Annotated in this window: 8 protein-coding genes; 1 reads left to right on the top strand and 7 read right to left on the bottom strand. The window is 69.6% G+C overall.

What is annotated here, in order from left to right:
* Positions 1–26 precede the first annotated feature (26 nt).
* The 6 genes from AC3B6A_RS05785 to recC all read right to left on the bottom strand — a co-directional run bounded on the left by AC3B6A_RS05785 (position 27) and on the right by recC (position 12,173).
* Positions 27–758 carry a fimbrial biogenesis chaperone gene (locus AC3B6A_RS05785; protein WP_488401336.1) on the bottom strand — a complete coding sequence of 244 codons (732 nt, stop codon included), beginning with the start codon at positions 756–758 and terminating at the stop codon, positions 27–29.
* Between the two features lie 47 nt (positions 759–805).
* A complete protein-coding gene (locus AC3B6A_RS05780) occupies positions 806–1,342 on the bottom strand; it encodes a fimbrial protein (RefSeq protein ID WP_488401335.1) in 537 nt (178 codons plus the stop codon).
* A gap of 665 nt (positions 1,343–2,007) precedes the next feature.
* The gene (locus AC3B6A_RS05775) at positions 2,008–2,661 is read right to left on the bottom strand and encodes a response regulator (RefSeq protein ID WP_488401334.1); all 654 of its coding nucleotides are present in this window, start codon (positions 2,659–2,661) and stop codon (positions 2,008–2,010) included.
* A gap of 292 nt (positions 2,662–2,953) precedes the next feature.
* Positions 2,954–4,990: an exodeoxyribonuclease V subunit alpha gene (gene recD, locus AC3B6A_RS05770; protein ID WP_488401333.1), complete on the bottom strand. Its 2,037-nt coding sequence runs from the start codon at positions 4,988–4,990 to the stop codon at positions 2,954–2,956.
* Entirely contained in the window at positions 4,987–8,709 is a 3,723-nt protein-coding gene (gene recB, locus AC3B6A_RS05765) for an exodeoxyribonuclease V subunit beta (RefSeq protein ID WP_488401332.1), read from the bottom strand. The genes recD and recB overlap by 4 nt, the downstream gene beginning before the upstream one ends.
* A complete protein-coding gene (gene recC / locus AC3B6A_RS05760) occupies positions 8,706–12,173 on the bottom strand; it encodes an exodeoxyribonuclease V subunit gamma (protein WP_488401331.1) in 3,468 nt (1,155 codons plus the stop codon). Before recC ends, recB begins: the two co-directional genes overlap by 4 nt.
* Before the next feature lie 251 nt (positions 12,174–12,424).
* Between recC and ppk2 the strand changes: the two genes are divergently transcribed.
* A complete protein-coding gene (gene ppk2 / locus AC3B6A_RS05755) occupies positions 12,425–13,243 on the top strand; it encodes a polyphosphate kinase 2 (RefSeq protein ID WP_488401330.1) in 819 nt (272 codons plus the stop codon).
* 48 nt (positions 13,244–13,291) lie between these two features.
* On the opposite strand, the gene AC3B6A_RS05750 is transcribed toward ppk2, so the two are convergent.
* Positions 13,292–14,173 carry a LysR substrate-binding domain-containing protein gene (locus AC3B6A_RS05750; RefSeq protein ID WP_488401329.1) on the bottom strand — a complete coding sequence of 294 codons (882 nt, stop codon included), beginning with the start codon at positions 14,171–14,173 and terminating at the stop codon, positions 13,292–13,294.
* Between the last annotated feature and the right edge of the window lie 84 nt (positions 14,174–14,257).

Here is a 14,257-nt window from a genome sequence, read left to right as displayed (position 1 = left end):
CAGCGGGGCGGCGCGCCGTTGGCGGGTCAGCGCAGCGCGGCTTGCTGCTCGGGCGAGGCGCTGAAATCGCTCATCCATCGGTAGCGCACGCTGCCACCGCTGCCGCCGCCGTAGCCGGCCAGGGGGAAGTCCTGCTGGCCGAAGGGCGTGATCATGCCGCCGCCGGTGTCGTAGTCCTTGCCGCCCTGTTGCAGCACCAGCCGGCTGAAGGACAGGTGGTAGGGACTCGGGTTCTCGCCGCGCAGCACGTAGCCCGCGCCCTGCTTCTGCACGCTCCAGCGCACCTGTCCGATGGCGCCGGGCAGATCACCCGGCAGGCCGGCGGGGCGGTAGAACAGCTTCAGGCGGGAGCGCACGGCGATCTGCATCATGTTGCCGGCGTCCTTGGGTAGCGGCGGGATTTCCAGGGCGTTGAACCAGAACAGGCTCTCGCGATCCTGCGGCAGCGCCTCGCCGGTGAAGACCAGGCGCACGCTCTGCCCTTTCTGCGGATCGAGGCGGAAGATCGGAGGAGTCGCCAGGAACGGCGCATCGGCCTCCTGCGGCTTGCTCCGGGCATCGCCACGGTCGACCCAAACCTGCATCAGCACCGGCGCGGCGCCCTTGTTGGTGAGCTTGACGGTGACTTCGCGCTCCTTCGCGGGATAGACGATTCGCGTCCCGTCGATCATGACGCCGGCTTGGGCGTCGGTCAGGGCGAACGTGCAGAGCACGATGGCGAACAGGGTGGAGAGCCAGTGGGCGGGAACGGCCAGCATCGCGGATACCTCATGTGGCCCGGGGCTAGCGCCCCGGGCCTGATGGATCATTCGTAGGTCAGCTGGTAGTTCGCCATGGCGATGACGTCACCGGCGCCGGCGGCGCCATCATGCGTGTAGTACTGGGCGTAGTACTGCAGGGTGGCCTTGCCAGTGCCGTCGGGGGTATCGGCACGAGCCATTTGCTTGACGCTATCATCGGTCTGGATGTTGATCGGCTGCTGGTCTTTGTCGAGCAATTGCACCTGGACGTTAGCGGCGCTGCTGGTGTTTTTCAGGTTGCCGTAAGCATCGACGTTGCTGTCTGGGACAAAGGACGCGGAGACCTTCACACCAGTGCCGCAATTGGTCACATCTATGGTGAAACCAGTGCGGCCGGCGGCCCTCAGCGGTGCAGCGAGTAGATCCTTGGCGACAGGCGACAGATGCACGTCGATGGCGGCGGAGCCGGCATCGATCACGCAGCTGGTATCGGTGACCCTGCCGGTGATATTGATCGTGCCGCCGTTGGCGGCGAAGGCCTGGGTGGTGGCAAGGCCGGCACCTGCCAGGCAGATCAGTACGGCGCGTAGTGTGGATTTCATGGTGTTGCTCTCCCGTTGGCGAAAAATTAAATGGGCCTGCCGCCTGGATGGGGGTCGGCAGCAGACCCAACGCACAAACCTGGGGCTGGAATAGCGCCGGAGTTGAAGGTTTGTGCGCCGCGTATTTTTCGGAACAGTCACTCAACGGGGCATCAGACAAATCTCATAAACCGACCGCCACGATCTGAAGCCCGTCGGGTTGAGGGGGAAGTCTTTCGACGCGGGGGAGCAAGGCGGGTTGGCGGCAGAGGCCGCGCAGGACGCGGATTCCAGCGGTAGGGTGGAAGTCGCTTTTCACTTCCACCACCGGCACCCGCGCGGATGTTCGATGGTGGATCGGTGAAGCGTGATCCACCCTACCTGCTGACCTAGTTGGGCCTCGTCCAAGGCCGCGCGGGTATATGTCCGCTAATGGCCGAGGCTGTGTAAAAACGTCCGCTCAATTTCGAAACTCACGCTGCTACGTGAAATCTGTGGAATTTTTCCCAACTGACTCTGCTGAAAATCGCTAGGAAACGCGAAATTTGCGTATTTTCTGAGCAGTGATCGTTAGTGAAAACGTTTTTACACAGCCTGGGCCGGTAGGTGCCCTCCATACCTCTCGACTATCACAGCGTAAGAGGCAGGTCCGCACCGCCGGCTCCGGTTGCACCTGCACGGCACCGTCACTGAAACAGTTTCGCCCTCACGCAAAACGTCAGCAGCGCCTGGTCGGTGTCCACGTCGAGCTTGCGCATGGCGGCGACCTTCTGCGCGCTGACGGTCTTGACGCTGCGATTGAGCAGCAGGGCGATTTCGCTCACGGTCATGCAGGCGACGAAGTGGCGCAGGACTTCGTATTCCTTCACCGAGAGGCGGGCGATGCGGCCGGCCACGTCATCCTTGCTGGGCAGCACGCTGCTCGCCGACTGCATGCCCGGGCTCCGGTAGATGCGCCCGTGGATCATGGCCTGGAGAGCCACGAGGATTTCGTTGAGGTCGCCGTGCTTGAGGATCACCCCCGCCACGCCCAGGTCGTAGAGGCTGGAGAGGATCAGCGGGTTGGAGAGCATGGTGAGGACCAGCAGGCGCGTGTGGGGGAAGTTGCGATACAGGTAGCCGGCGAGCTTGAGGCCATCGCCGTAGGTCAGGTCGCCCGGCATGTTGTAGTCGGTGATCACGATGGCCGGTTGCAGTTCGCGGCACAGCGCCACGAGTTCGCTGGAGTTGCGGGCCTCGCCGATCACCTGGAAACGGTCGTCCTTTCCGATCAACTCACGTACCCCGGCCAGGACTACGGGGTGGTCATCCGCGATTACTACTCTGATGGCGTTTTTCATGGGTTCTTCTCGGGCATCGGCGTTTGCGAAGGGAACCCCGGGACCCGGCCGTCATCCGCCGGCGCCACTGCGATTCCGCGCTGCCGAAGCGCGCGCCGGGGCATGGGCCGGGCGTGGGGAATCAGGCAGGAAGTGACGCCCCCGGCAAGCAGACGCGGGCGTTTACGGGAGGCCTTGGGCGTGGCGGACAAAGGGGCCTGGGGCCCCGGGAAATGCGTCAGTTTCATATCCATCAGGCTGCCCGAAGGCCGACGGACGAAAAATAGGAAAAGTCCCATTCAACCTGGGGAAATTACCCTTCCAGCAACCCGCTCGCCCGCTGCACCCGCCGCTCCGTCGCCTGCTCCAGCACATGCCAGCCGCGCCCGGCGCTGGCCAGGGTGAACCAGCGGCGGGCGCGGGTGATGCCGGTGTAGACCAGTTCGCGGGTGAGGATCGGGTTGAGGCTGTCCGGCAGCAGCAGCGCGGCGTGGGTGAATTCCGAGCCCTGCGACTTGTGCACGGTCATGGCGAACACGGTTTCCACCGCCTGCAGGCGGCTGGGCAGGATCCAGCGGATGGCGTCCGTGCCGTCGCCCGCCGGGAAGGCCACGCGCGGCACCCAGCGCACGCCGCCGTCGTCCGTAGCTTGCGGCAGCGCCAGGGTGATGCCGATGTCGCCGTTCATCAGGCCGAGGCCGTAGTCGTTGCGCGTGACCAGCACCGGGCGGCCGAGGAACCAGGCGTGCGTCGAGGGGATCAGCCCCTCGCTGTGCAGTAGTTCGGTAATCAGCGTGTTGAGCCCCTCGACGCCCCACGGTCCCCGGCGCAAGGCGCAGAGCAACTGGAACTGGCCGTGGGCTTCGAGCACCTGCCGGGCCCAGTCGTCCAGTGCCGCCTGCCCGGCATCGGCGGGCGGCCGTTTTGCCGCCAGCACGCTGAGGTAATGGCGGTAGCCGACCGGCCCGAACAGGTCGCCGCCGCGTCCGCCGTCCACCACCAGGGCGCGCAGGCTGCGGGTGTCCTGGGCGTCCACGGTGATGCGGGCGAGGTCTTCGTGGCGGGCCTTCCACACGTCGCGCAGGGCCGGGATATCGCCGGCGTTCACCGCTTCCGCCAGTTGGCCGATGCCGCTGCCGGCGCTGAAGCGGTGGCTGTGGCGGAGCATGGCCACGGCCTGGTCGAGGTCGCTGCCCTGCGCGTCCAGCAGCGCGGAGTCGATCTGCTCGCCGGTCACCGCCTCCAGCCAGTCGCGGCTGGCCGGGCGGTAATGGCCTTCGCGGGCGCGGCTGCACAGCTCGCCGAGCACCGCGCCGGCTTCCACCGAGGCCAGCTGGTCCTTGTCGCCGAGCAGGATCAGCCGGGCGCGCGGCGGCAGCGCGGCGAGCAGCGAGGCCATCATTTCCAGGTCGACCATCGAGGCTTCGTCCACCACCAGCAGCTCCAGCGCCAGCGGGTTGCCGGCGTGGTGGCGGAACTGGCGGCTGTCCGGGCGGCTGCCGAGCAGGCGGTGCAGGGTGGTGACTTCGGTGGGGATCGCCTCGCGGGCCGCCTCGCCGTTGGGCAGGGCGTCCAGCTTGAGGTTCTTCACCGCGCCGGCGATGGATTCGTTGAGGCGCGCGGCGGCCTTGCCGGTGGGCGCGGCGAGGCGGATGCGCAGCGGCCGGCCGCCCTCCCCCAGCGCCAGGCTTTGCAGCAGGGCGAGCAGCTTGACCACGGTGGTGGTCTTGCCGGTGCCGGGGCCGCCGGTGACGATGCCGAAGGCGTTGCCGGCGACCAGCGCGCAGGCGAGCTTCTGCCAGTCCGCCGGTGCGCCGGGCTTCTTCGGGAACAGCGCATCCAGCGCCTGGCGCAACGGCGCGGCGGGCAGCCCGGCGCGCAGCGCCTCGCCCTGGCGCAGGCGCTGGTCGATGCCCGCGCGCACCGCGCATTCGTATTGCCAGTAGCGGCGCAGGTAGAGGCGCCGGCCGACCCGCACCAGCGGGGTATCGCCGGCGCCCCCGCCGATCAGGCGCGGGTCGTCCAGCGCGGCCTGCCAGGCGTGCAGCACGATGCCGTCGAGCAGCACGTCGGGCAGCTCGGGGGCGTCCTTGGCGGGGTCGCCTTCGGGCGGCAGCGACAGGGCGAAACGGCTGTCGGCCAGGGTCGCTTGCAGGTCCAGGCAGACATGCCCGCGGCCGAGCTGGTGGCTGGCCAGGGCGGCGGCCAGGATCAGCAACGGATGCGCATCCGGCGCGCGTTCCACCAGGAAGGCGGCGAAGGCGCGGTCGAGCTCGCGCAGCCAGCCGCGCTCGGCCCAGCGGCCGATCAGGTCGAGCATTGCAGCGGCGGTTTTCAGCGGCGCGGTCATGCCGGCATCTCCTCGTCGACGGCGCGGAACAGGCGGTCCAGTTCCTCCATCAGGGCCTTCGGCGGGCGCTCCAGGTACAGGCCCTGGGTCGCCGACTGGCTGCCGCGCAGGAACAGGTAGAGCGCCCCACCGACGTGGCGGTCGTAGTCGTAATCGGGCAGGCGCGCCTGCAGCAGGCGGTGCAGGGCGAACAGGTAGAGCGCGTATTGCAGGTCGTAGCGGTGCTCCAGCAGCGCCTCGCGCAGGGCCGGGGCGGTGTAGGCCTCGTCGTCGGCGCCGAGCCAGTTGGACTTGTAGTCGGCGACGTAGTAGCGCCCCTCGTGCTCGAACACCAGGTCGATGAAGCCCTTGAGCATGCCGTTGAGCTGGTTCGCCTGCAGCGCCGGCCGCGCCGCGCCGCCGAGGGTGTGGCGGGTGACGATGCGGTCGAGGCGCTGGCTGTCGACATGGCGGGTGGCGAACCAGAACTCCATTTCCTTCTGGTAGCTGGCCAGCCCGGCAAGGCTGACCGGCGCGGTATCGGGCAGGCGGAAGGCGGTGTGCAGCAGTTGCGTCAGCCAGCCGTGCAGCGGCTCGATCCAGGCCTCCCAGCCGCGTACCTGGCAGCGCCGCGCCAGCTGGTCGCGCAATGGCTCCGGGTCGCAGTTGGCGAAGCCCTGGTCGGCGGCCCACTCCAGCAGACCGTGGAGGAAGCTGCCGGGGTTCGCGCCTCGGGGGAAGGCGTGCAGGCTGAACGGCGCGGGCGCGACGTCGGCTTCGCGGGCTTCCTCCAGGCTGCCTTCGCGCAGCAGGTCTTCGCCGGCGCTGGTGGGTTCGTCCGCCGCCGGCGCGGGTGCGGGCGACTCGCTGTCCTCGCCGCCGGCCAGCGCCGCCAGCGCGGAGTAGCTGGCGATCCACCATTTCTCCGCCACCCGCCGGCGCGGCTCGCGGGCCGCACCCAGCTCGCCGGCCTGCGGGCCGACGAAGGCTTGCAGGTCGGCGACCGGCGCCGCGTCGAGGACGATTTCGCCGTGGCCGTCCTGCAACTCGCCCAGGCGCGTGGACAGGTCCTCCACGCTCAGCGCATCGCCGCCGCCGAGCAGGTAGCCCATGGCGCCCTTGTGCAGCTCGGGGCTCTTGCTGTTGCTCATCACCAGCGGCGCCACGCCCAACCACACGGCATGCCGCGCGCGGGTCAGGGCGACGTAGAGCAGGCGCATGTCCTCGCTCAGGCGCTCGTCGTTGGCCTGTTGATAAGCGGCCCTGGCCTGCTCCTTGTCGCGCGACAGCTCCACCACCCGCGCCTCGCCGGACTGGAAGCTCGGCGGCGTGGCGCTCTTGCCGTCCAGCTCGCGCCAGCTGCAGATGAACGGCAGCAGCACCAGCGGGTATTCCAGGCCCTTGGACTTGTGGATGGTCACTACCTTGATCAGGTCGGCGTCGCTTTCCAGGCGAAGGATTTCCTCGCTGGAGGGGCTTTCCAGCTGCTCGGCGAGCACCCGCAGCAGGGCGTGCTCGCCGTCCAGCTCCACCGCCTCGCGTTGCAGCCATTCGGCGAGGTGCAGCAGGTTGGTCAGGCTGCGTTCGCCGTCGATCTGTTGCAGCAGGCGCGCCGGCAGGGCGAAGTCGGCGAGCAGGCGGCGCAGCATCGGCAGCACGCCCTGCTGTTGCCAGAGCAGCCGATAGTCGCGGAAGCGCAGGACCATGTCTTCCCAGAAGCGCTCGTCCTGGTTGAGCCGTTCCAGGGTCGCCCAATCCAGCGCCAGGCTGCGGGTGGCCAGGGCGACGCGCAGGCTGCCGTCGTTGCCGGGGTCGGCGCAGGCGCGCAGCCAGTGCAGCAGGTCGGCGGCTTCGGGACTGTCGAACACCGAGTCACGGTCGGAGAGGTAGACGCTGGCCAGCCGGCGCCTGGCCAGTTCGCCGCGCACGGCTTCGGCCTCGCTGCGGCCGCGCACGAGGATGGCGATGTCCGCCGGGCGTAGCGCGCGCCAGTTGCCATCGGCGGCGCGGAAGCCGCTCTGCGCGGAGCTCAGCCAGCGCTGGATGGCGCTGGCGCTACGCGCGGCCATCTGCTCGCGGTAGTCGCCGGAGCGGCAGACCTCGCCGGCCTTGTCCAGTTGCCAGAAGGTCATGGCCGGCGCTTCGAGGCCTTCCAGCAGCAGGGTTTCGTCACGCCCCCGCGCGCCGACTTCGAGGAAGGGCACGGGGTTTTCCCGCCCCTCTTCGGCGAAGCGGAAGGCGCCGCGCTTGTGGCTCTCGGCAAACAGGAAGCAGCGGTTGGCGGCCTTCACCATCGCCTGCGTGGAGCGGAAGTTGGTGCCCAGGGTGTAGTGCCGCCCGGCGGTGGCGTCGCGGGCGCGCAGGTAGGTGTGGATGTCGGCGCCACGGAAGGCGTAGATCGCCTGCTTGGGGTCGCCGATCATGAACAGGCCCAATTTCTTTTCCGAAGAGCTTTCGCCCGGGTTGTCGGCGATGCGGTAGACGTGCTCGAAGATGCGGTACTGCAGCGGGTCGGTGTCCTGGAACTCGTCGATCAGCGCCACCGGGAACTGCTCGCGGATGCGTTCGGCCAGCCGCTCGCCGCCGCTGCCGGCCAGCGCCCGGTCGAGGCGCACCAGCAGGTCGTCGAAGCCCAGTTCGGCGCGCTTCTGCTTCTCCGCTTCGAGGCTCTGGCGCACGTCGCCCAGGGCGTGCAGCAGCAGTTGCGGGGCGATTTCCGGGCGCTGCTCGTCGCGTTCGCACCAGGCGTCGATGGCTTGCAGGGCCGGGTGCTCGGGCACCTCCTTGCCCTTGCGGACCTTGATCCGCGTCTGGCCGAACTTGGCCAGATTGTCCGGTGCGTCGGCGCCTTCGCTCCAGGCGTCCAGCGCGTCGATCCAGCCGGCGAAGGTGGCGTCGTCGTCCTTGCCGCGATAGCTGGTGCCGTTGAGGTCGGCGCGCAGGTTGCGCAGCAGCTCGGCGAGGCTCGCGCGGTCGGCGGCCCAGGCCTGGCGGGCGTGGATTTCGGCGGCGGCGAGTTCGTCGTACCACTGGCCGGTGGATTCCAGCAGCGCGCCCAGCGAGGCCGGCGCGCTCAGCGGTTGGTCGGCGTAGCGGAAGCCGGCTTCCTGCGCGGCGAGCAGCGGCTGCACGGCGCGCATCAGCGCCTCCGGGCCGGCGTAGCAGTGGCGCACGGCATTGGCCGCCGCCGCGCCGAGCGGGTAGAAATTGCGCCGCCAGTAGTCGCGCACGGCGTCGGCGAGCAGTTCGCTCTGGTCGGCGGCGAGGTCCTGGGTGAACAGGCTGCCGCTGTCGAAGGCGTGCTCGCGCAGCATGCGGTAGCACCAGCTGTGGATGGTGGAGACGGCGGCCTCGTCCATCCATTCGGCGGCGAGGCGCAGCAGGCGCGCGCAGCCCGGCCAGCGCTCGGCGGGATAGCTGTCGCGCAGCTTGCGCAGCAGGCCGTCGTGCTCGCCCGCCGGCTCGGCGAAGCAGCGCGCGGCTTCGCCCAGGCGCGCGCGGATGCGTTCGCGCAGTTCCTGGGTCGCCGCTTCGGTGAAGGTCACCACGAGGATTTCCGGCGGACTCAGCGGCCGGCCGAACGCCGCCGATTCGCCACCGTGGTCGAGGACCAGGCGCACGTAGAGCAAGGCGATGGTGAAGGTCTTGCCGGTGCCGGCGCTGGCCTCGATCAGCCGGCTGCCGTGCAGCGGGAAGTCGAGGGGGTTGAGCTCCTGTGAACTGGAACCGACGGCGCTCATTGTTCCGCCTCCTTGCGTTGCAGCAACGTGAACAGCGGTCCGTAGAGCGCTTCGGCCCAGGCGGCGAATTCGCCGCTGGCGTCGAGGCTGGCGAAGTCCGGGTAGACCCGCGCCAGCGCCGCCGAGGAAGCCGCCTCGCCGCTCAGGTTGTAGCCGCCGTCGTAGCGCTTGGCGGCCTCGCGGGCGGCGCGCTCGGGATCGTCGCCCGCCGCCAGCCAGGCGAAGGCCGCCTTGCAGGCCACCGGCAACGGCCGGCGCATGCCCTGGAACCAGGCGTCCATCAGGCCGTTCAGCTCGGCGCGCGCCTGCTCCGCCGGCAGCGGCGGCAGTTCCAGGGTGCCGGTGAGGCCGACCAGCACGCTGCTCACCGGCTCGCCGCAGAGTTGCAGCGCCAGGTGGCGCACCCAGGGGCGCACCAGCCCGTGCCATTTGTAGCCGCGGCCTTCGTGGAGCTTGCCGCTGACCAGTTGCAGGCTGGCCAGCTGGCCGCCGGCGTTGCGGCGCAGGCCGCCGAGCCAGTCTTCCAGCTTGATGCCGGCGTGCTCGTGCTTGAGCTCGCGCTGCGCCTCCTCGACCTGCGACCAGTGCTCCAGCTGTTCGCGGTAGCGCGCCAGCAGGTCGTGCAGCGGCGCCACCAGCGTCTGGGCGGTGAACTCGCCGAAGGCCGCCAGCGGCAGCCGGCCTTCGCGGCGCAGGCGCTGCACCTGTTCGCTCACCTGCGACTCCAGTCGCTCGCCCTGCCAGTGCTGCTCGACCCAGGGGCGCAGGCGCTCGCACAGTTCGAATTGCAGCTGCCAGACGTCCAGGCCGTTGAGCTCGAAGGGCTCCTCGTCCTGGCCGATGAGCTGTTCCTCGCCGAAGCGCACCTTGAGGCGCTGGACGAAGAAGGCGCCGACCGGGTTGGCGAGGAAGTCCGCCAGCACGCGCAGGCCGATCGGCGCGTCGAGCGCCAGCGGCGGAAGTGGCGCATCGTCCGCTTCGGCGGCGTGTTCACGGTGTACGTCGCGCCATTCGCGGGCGTAGGTGTAGAGGCCGTCGATGCCCCGGTCCGCCGGCGCAGCGAAATAGGCGCGGCTGAAGGGTTGCAGCGGGTGCTCCAGGGTCAGGCCGGGCAGCAGGTCGCTGCCGTCGGCGCGGCGCCAGCCATCGGCGAGGTGGTCGCGCAGCTGGCCGACCAGCACCGAGGGCGGGCGCTCGCTGTTGTCGCGGATGCTCCGGCCGACCCAGCTGACGTAGAGCTGGCGGCGCGCCGAGAGCAGCGCTTCGAGCAGCAGGTAGCGGTCGTCCTCGCGGCGCGAGCGGTCGCCGGGGCGGTAGTCGTTGCGCATCAGGTCGAAGTCCAGCGGCGATTGCGGGCGCGGGTAGTCGCCGTCGTTCATGCCCAGCAGGCAGACCAGCTGGAAGGGAATCGCGCGCATCGGCATCAGGGTGCAGAAGCTCACCGCGCCGGCGAGGAAGCGCTGGTTCAGGCCGCCCGCATCCAGCCCGCCGAGCCAGGCCTCGCGCACCACCGAGAGCGGCAGCGGGTCGCCGAAGCCGGCGTGGCCGCAGGTTTGCTGCCAGCCTTCGAGCAGTTCCAGCAGTTGCTGGCGGAGCAGTTCGTCGTGGTCGTCGCCGACCTGGAAGAAGTCGTCCAGCAGGCTGCGCAGGCGCTGCACCCAGGTGGCGGGGTCGGCGTCTTCGGCGAGCAGCTCGCAGGCCCCTTCCAGCGCGCCGAGCAGCCCGGCCAGCGGGCCGAGGGCGGCGGCGTCGAGCCCGCCGATTTCCGCGTAGGGCTGGATGCCCTGGAAGGCGTCGCCCTCGCCCACCGCGTAACCGAGCAGCATGCGCCGCAGGCCGAAGCGCCAGCTGTTGGCCTCGGCGGCGGCGGGCAGGCCGAGGCGTTCGCGCTGCTGGCCGTCGAGGCCCCAGCGCACGCCGGCGCCGTCGATCCAGCGGCGCAGCAGCGGCAGGTCGGCGTCGGCCAGGCCGAAGCGCGCGCGCAGGGCGGCGACGTCCAGCAGGTCGAGGATTTCGCTCACCGCGAAGCGGCTGTCGGGCAGCCGCAGCAGGTGTTCCAGCGCCACCAGCAGCGGCTCGCGGCCGCGCTGGCCCTGGTCGGCGAGGGTGTAGGGGATGAAGCGTTTGTCGTCGCGCGGCAACTGGCCGAACACGGCCTCGATGTGCGGCGCGTAGGCGTTGATGTCCGGCACCATGACGATCACGTCGCGCGGGCGCAGCGTCGGGTCGGCGTCGAAGCGGGCGAGCAGCTGGTCATGGAGGATTTCCACTTCGCGCTGGGCGCTGTGGGCGACGTGGAAGCGGATCGACTCGTCGGCCTGCGGGTCGACCGCCGGCCAGTGCTCGCGGCTTTCGGCGAGCGGGCGCAGTTCGAGGATGTCGTCCTGCAGCTGGCCGAGCAGGCTGCTTGGCGGCTCGTCGCTGAACAGGTCGATGCGCCCGTTGCTCACCGCGCCCAGGCGCGCGCGGTAGCTTTCCGGGTCGTCGTACTGGTCGAGCAGGTTGATGTAGTCGCGCCCCTGCTTGCCCCAGGCGGCCAGCAGCAGCTGGGCGTACTGGTGTTGCTGGTCGTCGCTGAGCAGCTCCGGGGTGCCGGCGCGGCGGCGCTGGCGGCGGTATTCGTGGCGCAGCAGGTCCTTGTCGGCGACGATGTCGGCCCAGTGGTGGCGGCAGGGGTTGTGCACGCAGAGCAGCACCTGGGCGTGGCGGGCGAGCACGGCAAGGGCCTCGACGGTCTGCGCGGGCATGGCGGAGATGCCGAACACCACCACGCGGCGCGGCAGGTTCGGCAGCGGGTTCTCAGCGGCCTTCAGGCATTCGATGAAGCGCCCATGCACGCCGGCACGGCTGGTGGCCAGGCCCTCCGCGCCGACGTCGTCGAGCAGCGCGCGCCACAGCGCGGCCTGCCAGCGGTTGTCGTCATCCAGGGCGCGCACGCTGCCGTTGGCCAGGCGCAGCTGGTCGAGGTTGCGGCTCCAGTCTTCCAGCCAGTCGGCGCGGTAGACCTGGTACTGGTCGAACAGGTCGGCCAGGCGCTCGGCCAGTTGGTGGCGCTTGCGCAGGTCGGCGTCGTCGGCGAGGAAGCGCTGCAGGGTGGCGAATTCTTCCCGTTCCAGCAGGGTCGGCAGCAGGCGCATCAGGCGCCAGGTCAGCGGGCCCTTGTCGAGCACCGAGACTTCGGGGATTTCATCGCGGCCCAGCGCGCCCCGGTAGGCGCGCCAGAGGAATTGCGCGGGCAGTTGCACGTCCAGCGCGGCGGTGACGCCGCAGCCGCCCTCCTCGACGTCGCGCCCCAGCGCCAGCTTCAGCCACTGGGCGATGCCGTTGCTCTGCACCAGGATGACTTCGTTCTCCAGCGGCGCCAGCGGGTGCAGGCTCATCCACTGCACCAGCAGGTCGCGCAGCGCTTCCGGATGGTTGCCGTGGATCACCATCAGGCCGGGGGCCAATCGCTGTTCGCTCATCGTCTCTCCTGGTTCGGGCGCCGCGCACAATGCCCCGCATTTCACCAAAAAGCGCGGGTCGGGGGCAGCTTTTTCCCACGGCTTCCGGCGATTTCCGCCGTCGGAGGCCGGCGGTCGAGCGCCGCCTTGCGGCAAGCGCGAGGACCTGCGGCCATCTGGCGCATATTCGAAATCGACCTGTTCAGGCCCCGGAACTGTGGCCAGCGGCTATGCTCACTCGACGGCCGTGCAGGCCAGCCATGGAGAAAAAAATGGGCAAGAAGAGCAAGGTGAAGAACCCGGCCCCCGAACAGACCGGGAAGATGAAGAACAGGGAGTACGAGGAGCACCTGAAGAAGCTGACCGTCGAGCTGGTCAAGCTGCAGCAATGGGTGGTGCACAAGGGCCTGAAGGTGTGCATCGTCTTCGAGGGCCGCGACGGCGCCGGCAAGGGCGGCACCATCAAGGCCATCACCGAGCGCGTCAGCCCGCGGGTGTTCCGCGTGGTGGCGCTGCCCGCGCCGACCGAGCGGGAGAAGTCGCAGCTCTACGCCCAGCGCTACCTGACCCACCTGCCGGCCGCCGGCGAGGTGGTGATCTTCGACCGCAGCTGGTACAACCGCGCCGGCGTCGAGCGGGTGATGGGCTTCTGCACCGAGGAGCAGGCCGACAAGTTCCTCGCCGTCACCCCGCTGTTCGAACGGATGATGACCGAGTCGGGGATCATCCTGCTGAAGTTCTGGCTGGAGGTCAGCCCCGAGGAGCAGTCCCGCCGCCTGGAGGACCGCATCCGCGACGGCCGCAAGATCTGGAAGCTGTCGCCGATGGACCTGAAGTCCTTCAACCTCTGGGACGACTACACCCGCGCCCGCGACCTGATGTTCGCCGCCACCGACTCGCCCTGGGCGCCCTGGTTCGTGGCGCGCTCGGAGGACAAGAAGCGCGTGCGCCTGAACGTCATCAGCCACATCCTCAAGCACATTCCGTACAAGGATGCGCCGCACGAACCGGTGAAGCTGCCCAAGCGTGGCAGGATCGGCAAGTACAAGAGCCCCGACTATCCCGTCCACACCATCGACGAAGCCTTCTGAGCCCCACGGGCTGGCGCCATCGCGGCGCCAGCCTGCGTCCCGCAGCCCTTACGCCAGATAGGCCTCCACCTCGGCCATCAGCCACCCGGCGAAGGCCGCCACCTTGGCCTGGGTCGCCTCGCGCTCGGGCCACACCAGCCAGTAGGGGAAACCGTAGGGCACGCGCAGGTCGCTCAGCGCCACCAGTTCGCCGCGCTCCAGCGAGCCGGCCACCAGGCTGCGGCGCTCAAGGCCGACGCCCTGCCCCATGCGCACCGCTTCGATGCTCAGGTTGGAGTCGTTGACCACGAACGCCGCCGGCTCCTGCGGTACCGCCACGCCGGCGGCCTGGCACCAGCCCAGCCAGGACTCGAAACCGGTGACGCGCGGGCAGCGCAGGATTTCCTCCGGGCTTTGCGGCAGCAGGCCGTGGTTGAAGTCCGGCGCGGCCACCACCACCACGTCGTCCTCGAACAGACGCTGCTGCGCCAGCCCTTCCCAATGGCCTCGGCCGATGCGGATCGCCACGTCGGCGGAACCCTGGCGCAGGTCGATCACCTCCAGGCTGGCCAGCAGGCGCAGGCGGTACTGTGGATAAGCCGCGCGGAATCGCGGCAGGCGCGGCAGCAGCCATTTCTGGCCGAAGGACGGGGTCAGCGCCACCACCAGCTCGTCCTCCCCCGGCCGCGCCCTGGCCAGGCGGGTCGCCTCGGCGATGTCGCGCAGCGCGCCGCGAATCTGCAGGGCGTAGAGGCGCCCCTCTTCGCTCAGGCGCAGGCCGCGCCCCTCGCGCTGCAGCAGGGTGATGCCCAGCAGGTTCTCCAGCTGGCGGACCTGCTGGCTGATCGCCGAGTGCGTGACGTGCAGCTCGCTGGCCGCGAGGGTCACGCTGCCCAGCCGGGCGACGGCCTCGAAACTGCGCAGGGCGGAGAGCGGCGGCAATGCACTCATGTAAGTTTTCCTAACCGGATCGGTCATTAATCGTCGCTGTATCCGAGCGGTCAAAGCCGCTAGATTCATCGGCAGCTCGCGGGC

It is taken from the genome of Pseudomonas sp. B12(2026) (assembly GCF_057767015.1).
This window is presented reverse-complemented; position numbering and strand designations above follow the sequence as displayed.

Bases quoted from the DNA above. Each gene is read 5' to 3' on its own strand.
- recB (WP_488401332.1), bottom strand. From the start codon at position 8,709: ATGAGCGCCGTCGGTTCCAGTTCACAGGAGCTCAACCCCCTCGACTTC.
- recD (WP_488401333.1), bottom strand. From the start codon at position 4,990: ATGACCGCGCCGCTGAAAACCGCCGCTGCAATGCTCGACCTGATCGGC.
- AC3B6A_RS05785 (WP_488401336.1), bottom strand. From the start codon at position 758: ATGCTGGCCGTTCCCGCCCACTGGCTCTCCACCCTGTTCGCCATCGTG.
- AC3B6A_RS05750 (WP_488401329.1), bottom strand. From the start codon at position 14,173: ATGAGTGCATTGCCGCCGCTCTCCGCCCTGCGCAGTTTCGAGGCCGTC.
- ppk2 (WP_488401330.1), top strand. From the start codon at position 12,425: ATGGGCAAGAAGAGCAAGGTGAAGAACCCGGCCCCCGAACAGACCGGG.
- AC3B6A_RS05775 (WP_488401334.1), bottom strand. From the start codon at position 2,661: ATGAAAAACGCCATCAGAGTAGTAATCGCGGATGACCACCCCGTAGTC.
- recC (WP_488401331.1), bottom strand. From the start codon at position 12,173: ATGAGCGAACAGCGATTGGCCCCCGGCCTGATGGTGATCCACGGCAAC.
- AC3B6A_RS05780 (WP_488401335.1), bottom strand. From the start codon at position 1,342: ATGAAATCCACACTACGCGCCGTACTGATCTGCCTGGCAGGTGCCGGC.